The following is a 304-nucleotide window of genomic DNA, read 5'->3' as shown; positions in this document are numbered from 1 at the left end:
AGATCTAACTAAGGTGTTGCAAAAAGGAGGGGTCCATAAATGTCCACACATGATAGCACCACTCTGCCACTACTTTTATCTCCGAAAATTCATGGTATTTGAAGTTAGAATCTCGGGCGGTGCGATCCAAGCATATGCGAGCAGTGCCGGATCGATATCGGAAACGGTTATCCGGTGTAGTTGTTCGGGCGGGTTGAATATCATAGATCCAGGGGTGTAAACGCCCTGATTGTTCTCGCTGACGGCACCAGAAAGGCAGACATAACTCTCTGTAATGCCATTGTGTGCATGAGCTGGATAGGTG

The 304-nt window shown here is 47.7% G+C and carries 1 protein-coding gene; it reads right to left on the bottom strand.

Going from position 1 to position 304, the window contains the following annotated elements:
* Positions 1 to 75: 75 nt before the first annotated feature.
* The coding region (locus AB9F29_RS22050) for a dimethylsulfonioproprionate lyase family protein (protein ID WP_369757270.1) at positions 76 to 304 on the bottom strand (229 nt) is incomplete at its 5' end.

Origin of the sequence: Falsihalocynthiibacter sp. S25ZX9 (assembly GCF_041205405.1) — a bacterium.
Taxonomy (GTDB): Bacteria; Pseudomonadota; Alphaproteobacteria; order Rhodobacterales; family Rhodobacteraceae; genus Falsihalocynthiibacter; species Falsihalocynthiibacter arcticus.
Note: the sequence above shows the minus strand (reverse complement) of the source record. Positions and strands in the feature narration are given on the sequence as shown.